The organism is Streptomyces sp. NPDC091280, assembly GCF_044768565.1.
In the GTDB taxonomy this organism is placed as follows: domain Bacteria; phylum Actinomycetota; class Actinomycetes; order Streptomycetales; family Streptomycetaceae; genus Streptomyces.
In genome coordinates this window covers 22,142-30,984 of sequence record NZ_JBIVUZ010000028.1, presented here as the reverse complement: position 1 = coordinate 30,984, position 8,843 = coordinate 22,142, and the positions used below count along the sequence as shown (strand labels likewise).

Annotated in this window: 7 protein-coding genes and 1 pseudogene; 3 read left to right on the top strand and 5 right to left on the bottom strand. The window is 70.0% G+C overall.

The genetic code is table 11. The annotated features are described in order from the left end of the window. The first annotated feature begins 418 nt into the window (after positions 1 to 418). Complete coding sequence (locus ACIQPR_RS48040; protein WP_403663807.1) at positions 419 to 1,153, top strand: hypothetical protein; 735 nt, start codon at positions 419 to 421, stop codon at positions 1,151 to 1,153. Positions 1,154 to 1,463: 310 nt separating this feature from the next. Here the strand turns inward: ACIQPR_RS48040 and ACIQPR_RS48035 are convergent, their stop codons facing one another. Together ACIQPR_RS48035 and ACIQPR_RS48030 are read right to left on the bottom strand one after the other, a co-directional pair. After that, the gene (locus tag ACIQPR_RS48035; protein ID WP_403663810.1) at positions 1,464 to 1,646 is read right to left on the bottom strand and encodes a hypothetical protein; all 183 of its coding nucleotides are present in this window, start codon (positions 1,644 to 1,646) and stop codon (positions 1,464 to 1,466) included. Between the two features lie 844 nt (positions 1,647 to 2,490). After that, entirely contained in the window at positions 2,491 to 2,913 is a 423-nt protein-coding gene (locus ACIQPR_RS48030; RefSeq protein WP_403663804.1) for a pyridoxamine 5'-phosphate oxidase family protein, read from the bottom strand. Between the two features lie 234 nt (positions 2,914 to 3,147). Here ACIQPR_RS48030 and ACIQPR_RS48025 point away from each other — a divergent pair, with 234 nt between their 5' ends. Together ACIQPR_RS48025 and ACIQPR_RS48020 are read left to right on the top strand one after the other, a co-directional pair. After that, positions 3,148 to 3,342, top strand: a complete 195-nt coding sequence (locus ACIQPR_RS48025; protein WP_403663802.1) for a hypothetical protein — start codon at positions 3,148 to 3,150, stop codon at positions 3,340 to 3,342. A 64-nt stretch (positions 3,343 to 3,406) separates the two neighbouring features. Then, a pseudogene (locus ACIQPR_RS48020) lies at positions 3,407 to 3,496 on the top strand (DNA methyltransferase); the annotation flags it as partial. A gap of 50 nt (positions 3,497 to 3,546) precedes the next feature. Here ACIQPR_RS48020 and ACIQPR_RS48015 read toward each other — a convergent pair. From ACIQPR_RS48015 to ACIQPR_RS48005, 3 genes are all read right to left on the bottom strand, one after another. Next, the gene (locus ACIQPR_RS48015; RefSeq protein ID WP_403663799.1) at positions 3,547 to 4,209 is read right to left on the bottom strand and encodes a hypothetical protein; all 663 of its coding nucleotides are present in this window, start codon (positions 4,207 to 4,209) and stop codon (positions 3,547 to 3,549) included. Positions 4,210 to 5,145: 936 nt separating this feature from the next. Then, positions 5,146 to 6,885, bottom strand: a complete 1,740-nt coding sequence (locus ACIQPR_RS48010) for an ATP-binding cassette domain-containing protein (protein ID WP_403663796.1) — start codon at positions 6,883 to 6,885, stop codon at positions 5,146 to 5,148. 13 nt (positions 6,886 to 6,898) lie between these two features. Further along, positions 6,899 to 8,626, bottom strand: coding sequence for an ABC transporter ATP-binding protein (locus ACIQPR_RS48005; protein ID WP_403663793.1), 1,728 nt, complete (start codon positions 8,624 to 8,626; stop codon positions 6,899 to 6,901). Between the last annotated feature and the right edge of the window lie 217 nt (positions 8,627 to 8,843).

The following is an 8,843-nucleotide window of genomic DNA, read 5'->3' as shown; positions in this document are numbered from 1 at the left end:
CCATCTACCTCACCATGGCCATGCTCCTCGTGCGCCGCCTCGCAAGATCAGCCCGCTGAGAGGCTTTTCAGACGCCCTCTACTGAACTTGAACTCGTGATGTCGGTCGGAGCGTTGTAATCGGCGACCATCGGACACGGACGTTCGGAATCGCGGTGGCAGCTGCAGCCAGGGATGTGCGGCATAGACGGTTCGCGACTGCTCGGCCCAGCCGGCGCAACTGCCGGGGACCGAGACACGTCCCACATTAGGAGGAGAGGGCGGCCGGAGCCGCCCGCGGGATCGCCGGGGGTGTCATGGGCAGATGGGTGCCGGACCGGATGGCGGACTGGCTACGCGGTAAGGACCGGCCGTCGGCCGGAATCAGCACGACGGGGCCGAAACCGTGGCTGCGGACCGACTCTCCGGGAGAGTGTCCCGTGCCGCAAGAACAGCGGACGTGGACCGAGCGCTGGCTGCGGTGGTGCGCCAAGGAATTCGGGCCCGCGACGCCGCGCCGCGAGATCGCACTCCCAGGTTTCGTCCCAGCGGATTTCACCGGCACGCAGGAGCAGGCCGAGCTGCTGGTGCGGCGGGTCGGTGCGGTGATGGGCGCGGACGTCTCCGGCATCAGTGTGCTGCTGGTGGAGTCCCCGGAGAAGGTTCAGGACAGGAAGCATCAGGTCGGTGAGTACCGCAAGACGCTCGACCGGACGGTGATCGAACTGGACCGCCGCGTGGCCGCCCGGCCCAATTCGTTCGCGGCGCTCGTCGCACACGAGTTGGCACATGCCCGGCTTATCGGTGAGGGGCGCGTCGCCAGGCTGGGCATCTCCCACGCCGAGGAGGAGCGGCTCACCGACCTGGTGACCGTCTACCTCGGCATGGGCGTCTTGTCGGCCAACGCCGCGGACGACTACGCGAAGGCGGCAGGGTACTCGGTGATGCCGGTCGGCGAGCTCACCGACCGTATGCTCACCGGGCGCAGGGACCAACCACTTCACCGCATGGGATACCTGAGCCCCGTAGAGTACGGCTACGCTCTCGCCTGCTGGAGCACGATGCGCGACGAGACCGACCCGCCGTGGGCTCGGCACTTGAAGGCGAGCGTGCGGGACGCCCTCATGCGGGGGCTGGCGTATCGGGCAGCGCCACGGCAGGCCGGCGCTGGTTGATTCTCATGTGCGCCGACCACGCAGCGCAGCCGCGATCCGCTGGTTTCTCTGCCCGGCAGCGAAGAGTTCCACGGCCTGGAGCCGTAACCGATCCCCGCAGCCCTCTCAGCGTCGCTCAGCCGGCCCCCCCTGCGCATACCTCACAGATACAGGGCTACCGGCACCCGGACCAACTGTCAGGCGAACAACTCCCACATCAACCACTCAAGTTCAGTGCTCGAAGTCGCCACCTGCAACCTCCGTCCCCGTGCTCGAAGGAAGCTGCAAGCCGCGTTGGCGCCCCTCGACGCGCGCGTCCTGAGACGCGCTGTCAACGATCCATTCGCCCTTGGTCACCGCACCAGGCGGCAGGTGCGCCAGCCGTGCCCGTCGCGGACCAGGACGCCGCGCTGCTTTGGAGGTTGCCGAGGTGGTAGGCGACCGACGACGTACTGCTGAACCCGATGTCGTCGGCGATCTGCCTCACCGAGGGCCCCTCCCCGTGATCGGCGATCCACCGCCGGACGCACCGCAGGATCTGCTCCTCCCGCTCCGTGAGGTGCTCCGGACGCCCGGTTCACCACCGCTCCCCCAGAGTGCGGGTCTGGCAGCGCAGCTCGACACGGGCAGCCGGGGCACGGCCCGGGCCCGACCAGCACGAGTGGAACTGCAGCCGGCCCGACAGACTCTTCAGGCGGCGCAGCGCGGTGGTGTCCGCCGGGTGCGGCACGGCGAGCGCCGCGTACGTCAGCTGCCAGTCCGCCTGCAGCTCGACCAGGTCAGGGGGAAGGGTCCATACTCCATACCCACCATTGAGATACCTGTTTGTTTTTGTGGCGAAGTCCGATGCACCGCGCTCGCACCGAAGGCGCCCTGCATCAACCAACGTTGAGAGCGTGCCCGCGAACTGGTCGTTACTGGCCCCCGGGCCACGCTCAGCGCCCGCTTCCGGGCGTCCAGGGTCTGCGCAGCGGAGTACGGGGCATCGTGCACGCGGCCAACACACGCTGCCGCCGACCAGCCGCGGCGGCAGCCACCAGGACGGAGAACGGGACAGTGTCCGCGCGGGCAGCGTTCTTCCCCGCGCGGACACCCGGCCGGGGGCGCTCCCACCCGCTTCCGGCCGCGACCACGTCGGCACCGACTCCGACACGGCCCTCCCGGCAGCAGCACCGCCCGGATGTGACACGCCGCCGCACGGTGCTCCCGCCGCTGCGGCATGGCACAGCAACGCTCGGCACTTCACCGTGCACTACCGCCCGAGCTCCGCGTACCGGGCCGCCGGGGCACACCCTCGGTCCGGACGGCACCTTGACATCCCGCCCCGCAACGGCAGCCGGGCGTATGGCCCTGCCCCTTCAGGGCCCGATGCGGTAACCGGTGACGATCTCCATCGAGATCCTGACGACCTGGTCCATGTCCATGTCGCTCCAGGGCACCAGCAGCCGCTGGTAGCGGGCCGCCTCCAGCGGGTCCGTGACCTGGCTGGCCCGTCCGGTGACCATGACACTCCACCCGGTACGCAACTGGAGGTCGATGTGGTCGGCCTCAAAGACCACCACCTCAGGCACCAGCGGATTGCGCAGCAGCGCCGAGTCGGCATGGGCGCGGATGACGATGTGCGCGCTGTCCACGAGATGGTTGACCGGACGGATCACCGGCAACGCCCGGTGGGAGAAGCCGATCCGGCCCAGCGGCACGCTCGCCAGCAGCTCCACCGCCTCCCCGGGCGGCAACTCGGTCATCCTGCCCGCGCCGACGCGGGAAAACCCACTGCTCATCTCCACCACTCCCGACCGGGCACAGCTCCCCCCACACACCTCGTCCACTGCCTACGAGGAGGACATGGAGCCACCACGGCAGGCCAGCCCGTCAGCGCCGTCTTCCCGGCGCCGCATCCCACACTCCTGTGCCCTGATCCGACAGCATCAGTCCCCACGGCCCGAACAGCCATGGGCGCATCGGCCCCAAACCACCCCGGACGGCCCCAGCACAGACCGAGTTGGAAGACGGGGGTGCCTTCTGAGAAGTTGACGGAGGACCTGGAGTTCGTGGTGGGGGTCCGTGCCGTGGGGATGGTTGGCGGGTGCCCAGGCGAGCTGGTGCCGCCCGTCCAGGCCGTAGTGGACTGCTCCTTGACCCCGATCGCGCTGGACCGTCCCGGCACGTTCGGCGTCACCGTCGTACTGACCGAGGCGCTCGGCCGCTGAGTAGGTGACCTACTGAGCCCGCGGCACGGGATTTCGACGCAGCGCCCCGCCGCTCGGAAGCCTCCTGACCCCCTTCGGCGGCACCGGAACGACCGCCGCGGCGGCCAAGGCCCTCGGGCGCGTCGGCATCGGCTCCGACATCTCACCCGCGTACACCCAACTCGCCGCCTGGCACAGCACGACCCTCCCCGACCGCGTCGAGCGTCAGCCGAGGCCGAGCCCGCTGAGGGCGGTGGTCCAGTCGGTGACGATCGCCTGCTGCGCGGCGGCGAGAGTGACCTGGCCCTTGCAGACCGCGGTGTGCAGCTTCGTCTCGACCGGGTCCTTCGCGTTGTTGACCCCTGAACCCTTCTTGTGGCCGGGGTCGGCGGGCTCCACCCACAGGTTGCGGTAGTCGTTTGGGTCCCCGCCCAGCTGGAGGCTGATGAGGTGGTCGTACTCGGCATCCCCCATACGGCCGGTGAACCCGTAGGAGGCGGCGTTCAGCTTCTTCTCCCGGCCGGTGACGGACGTGGAGGGCCGGACGCCGGAGGTGTAGCCGCCCTTGCGGCAGATCGTTGACTTGAGATTCGACTGCGTGACCGCCGGGGAGATTGCGCCGGGCGTGCACTTCGGGTCCTCCAGCGGCTCGCCGTGTTCGTAACGGTAGTGGCAGCTGCCCGCGGCCGGCTGCTGCTGCACCGTGTACGCCTTCTGCGGACCCTCCCCCACCGCGATCGCCCGCCCGGCCCCACCCGCGCCCGACGGCTCGGCCGTACCACTGGCGCTCCCGGAAGGCGCCGAGCTGCCCGGCGCAGTGGGAGAACAGCCCGCGAGCGTCAGGCAGATGAGCAGGACAGACGATGCAACGCGGCGGCAGGAACGCATGACGACCCCTCATGGGCAGGCAATGACTGAGCAGATGCTGCCCTACCCGACTGCGGCCCTACCGTGCGGGGTGCCGCGCGAAGGCGCACGGCGGTCGCACGGCGCGCTGCGGGCGGTGTGCAATGCGCGGCCTCGTCTCGCGCACTGCGGGACGGGGCCGTGTTCAAGCGGCGGGCAGACTTCGCGCCTGTATCTGCCAGCCGGTGGATTTCGATGCGGTGCGGCCGGGTGCCGCAGCGGGACTCTCTGGGGCCGGCCGAGTCCGTGTGCCGCCTACCGGTACCGGTACTTGACGCCCCGTGTCGGCGACGGGTGAATCCACCGTCCCTTCTTCTCGGGCATCTTGACCCCTCCCCTTCGGCGCGCCCTACCCGGAGGCCGGCAAGCGACCCTGTCACTTCCCACCCCTGGATACACAAGCGGGATCCTGCTCAGGGTCGAAAGACGCCGAGGCACGCTGTGCGCGGCTCGGCGCGGGGCTGTTGAGGATGGGTGGGCGTATCGGCCGCGGTGGCAGGTGTCCGTGCAGCATGGCCGGTGGCTGCTGGACGCCGGTCGGAACCACTCGCTGCAGTGCGTCAATGTGGCCCCTCTGGCGGTGGAGTTGGGACGGACGCAGCGTCGGTGGGAGTGGGTGGCGCGGGCCGGGTGGCTTTCGGGACGGATCAGGGTGAGGCGATCACTCCTACGGTCTGCACCCGTGCCACCAACTCGACCGCTGCTACCGGCGGCTCCGCAACCCTGAGCAATCAACGCTGATCGTGCGCGGAACTCGGAAACTCGCGGGCCGCACCGGTTCAGCCGACACACACCGACACACACCGACAACTGACCCATCAGCAATACTCGATGGGTCCCGCTCTCCGAACCGGGCAACGCACTGGTCAGCCTCGAAAGACTGCTCACTTTCAGGAAGGCCGCGACAACGGGGTGACGTCACCCCGGGTCGGCCTGGATCCGGCGCATCTCGGCGGACTGGGCCTGGACCTCCTCCACCGTCCCCACCGCGTCCACTCGGCCGTCCTTCAGCACCACCACCCGGGCTGCGGCGCGCAGCAGCGCGGGCCGGTGTGACACCGCGAGGACGGTGACCGAGCCGTCCAGCAGCCGGTCCCAGAGAAGTTGCTCGGTGGTGGGGTCCAGGGCACTGGAGACGTCGTCCAGCACCAGGAGTTCGGGGCGCCGGGCCAGCATCCGGGCGATCGCCGTCCGCTGCAGTTGTCCGCCGGAGAGCCGGAGACCACGCGGGCCGACGACGGTGTCGGCGCCGTCCTGCATGGCCGCGACGTCGGGACCCAGGACCGAGGTGTGCGCGACGCGCTCGAAGATCCTGCCGTCGCGGTCGTTGTCGTCGTCGACGTCCAGGCCCAGCAGGACGTTGTTCCGCAGCGATCCGCTGAACAGGCGCGGGGCCTGGGGGGTGTAGCCGCAGCGTGGCGGCACCAGGAAGTCCGTGAGATCGGCGATCGGTTCCCCGTTCCACAGCACGCCGCCTCGCTCGTGCGGCAGCAGGCCGAGGATGGCCCGTATCAGCGTCGACTTGCCGGAGCCGACGCCGCCGGTGATCACGGTGACGGAGTGGCGTACGACGGTCAGGTCGACGTCCTCGATGCCGCGTCCCGAGCCGGGGTGCCGTGCTGTCAACCCACGGACGGTCAACTCCCTTAGTTCGTCGGCTTGTCGAAGGGGAGGAATCGGCTTCTCGCCCGGTGTCCGGAGCCGTCCGCCGAGGAAGTCGGTGATGCGGGCGAGGGCCACCGAGACCCGCTGCAGCCGGACCGAGAGGATGCCGATCGAGGCGATCGCCTCGGCAAGGATCTGCAGGTAGAAGGTGAACAGCGCCAGGTCCCCGATGCTGAACGTCCCGCTGTGCGCCCGGCCCGCCGCCAGCAGCAGGACGACGCCGATACCGATGGGGGCCGCGTTGCCGATCACGGTCCGCTGCAGGCCCGCGAAGAGTTCCTCGCGCACCGCCGCCTGCGCGCGGGCGGCGTTCAACCGGTCGATGTGTGCGGCCACATGGTCCTCGGCGGCAGCCGCCTGCACCGCCTGCACGGCCCCGATCGCCTCCCGCAGGGCGCCCGCGACCTCGGCCGACGCGGTGCGCGTGGCACGCCGGTGACGAAGGAAGCGGCCGTGGACCGCGGCCGTGACCACCGTGATCAGGACCAGCAGCACCAGCAGCGCGCTCGTGATCACCGCGTCGATCCGCATCATGACGGTGACCGACGCGACGACGAACAGCCACTGCGCGACGATGGTCGGTGCCCAGGCCACGAAGAAGCCGGTCTCGTCGACATCCTCCCCCACCACCCGCAGGGCCTCTCCCGGGGGGACACGGGCCGCGGCTCCCCAGCCGCTCAGGTCGGAGTCCAGCAGTTGCTGCCGTAGCCGCGCCGTCGTGCCGTACTGGACGCGCGGCTCCAGCCGGTTGATCATCACGCCGAACTGCAGGCACAACCGGGCCCCCTCGATCGCGGCCACCCAGGCGATGAGCAGCCAGACCGCGCCGTCGGCTCCGAGTGCGTCGAAGAGCCGCTGGAACAGGAGCCCGACGGCGAGCGTCCCGGCGCGCAGCAGCACCCACAGTCCGGTCAACGTCCAGTAGGCGCCCGCCGAACCACGCAGCACGGCCCGGAGCCGCCCGAGTGTGCCCCGTATGTCGATTTCGGACACTCTCCCGCCCCCGTCAGCCGACGCGCAGCAGTTCGTGGAAGTGCGAGGTCGGGTCGGCCGCGAGCGCGCTCTGTTCACCGTGCTCGACCACCGTCCCCGCGTCGAGGACGAGGATGCGGTCCACGGTGCGCAACGCGTGCGGCCGGTGCTGGACGACGACGGCGGTGCGGCCTTCGAGCAGCCTCTCCATCGCGGGCATGAGCAGCCGCTCGGTGTGCGGGTCGAGCCGGGCGGTCGGCTCGTCCATCAGGACCACAGCCGGGTCCCGCAGGAACACCCTTGCCAGCGAGAGGAGTTGTTCCTGTCCCGCGGACATGCCCCGCGCCCCGGCGCCCAGCACGGTGTCCAGGCCGTTGGGCAGCGTGCGCCACCAGTCCGTGAGTCCGGCCTCCTCCAGCGCGGCACACACCCGGCGGTCGTCGACGGAGGGGTCGAAGAAGGTGAGGTTGTCGCGGAGCGTGGCGTGGATGATCTGCACCTCCTGGGTGACCAGGGCGACCCGGCCGCGCAGCGCCCGGGTGTCGAGTGCGGCCACGTCCTGGCCGCCTACGGTGACCGCGCCGGTCACCGGGTGGTGCAGGCCGAACAGCAGTCGTACGACGGTCGACTTGCCACTGCCGGTACGGCCGACGATGCCGAGCCGTTCCCCGGGGCACAGCCGGAAGGAGACGTCACGCAGCACGGGTTCACCGGGGTCGTACGAGAAGGACACGTGGTCCAGTCGGGCGCCCAGCGGGCCGTCGGGCAGGTGGCGGGTTCCGGTGTGTACGACGTCGTCGCCCTGGCGCAGTACTTCCTGGAGGCGCTGCACGCTGACCGCGGCCTCCTCCAGTTCGTGGAAGCGGGTGGTGACGGCCAGCAGCGGGCGGCGCAGGAGCATGGCGTACGAGAGGCAGGCGAAGGCCGTGCCGGTGGAGAGCTGGCCGCGGCCGTGCAACCATACGCTGACGACCAGGGCGAGGACCACGCTGAGGGTGGACAGTCCCTGGACGGTGGCGGGCCAGCGCACGGAGACCTGCGCGGCGTGGCGTGCGCGCCGGTACAGGTCGCTCTCCCGTGTCTCCAGAAGGCGCAGGGTGTGGGCGACGGCGCCGTTGGTTCGCAGGTCTTCGGCGCCGGCGAGGCGTTCCTCAAGGAAGCCCAGGAGTTCGGCGGCCGAGGCCTGCCGGGCGGCGACGAAGGGCATGGCCCGGCCCACGAGTCGGCGCAGCAGCAGGAGAGTTCCCGCCGCGAACGGGGCGAAGAGCAGGGCCAGGCGCCAGTCGAGCAGGAGCAGGGCTGCCAGGATGCCGACGACCAGCAATATCTGGGCGAGCACTTCCAGGACCAGTGCGGACATCACGGCGGCGAGCCGGGTGACATCTCCGTCGACACGGTCGACGAGTTCGCCGGGCGGGTGCCGCTGGTAGAAGCGGGAGGGCCGGCGCAGGCAGTGGGCCACCAGGTCGGAGCGCAGCCGGTTGGTGGCGCGCCAGGCGAGCCGCGTGCCCACGGCGTCGGAACCGATGGTCACCAGGAGCAGTCCGAAGGCCGCCAGGAGGTACCAGGCGGCGACCGCGAGCAGTACGCCGGAGGGGCTCCTGGACAGCGTGTGGTCGATGAACCGGCGCAGCATCTGCGGTGCCACCAGCTGGAGTCCGACACCCAGGGGGACGAGTACCGCGAGGAGCAGTACGGACGGCTTTTCCCCGCGCAGATAGCGGAACAGGACGGAGAGTTGTCGTAACGGACTGCCTTCCAACGCGTCCCTCCCCGGGAGCCGGACTGCGGAAGGCCTCAGCATAAAGTCCGTCCCGGGACGTTGGGAATGCCGCAGGGGCCGCTGAACTTTCCTTACGGAGATCTTGTGCAGGGACCAATAATGGACCCTACACATACGGAATATGAACCGCCGCTTAGTGTCGGGCCAACATGCTTCAGAACACTGTTGCTGTCGATTCATCGCACTGTTAGGATCC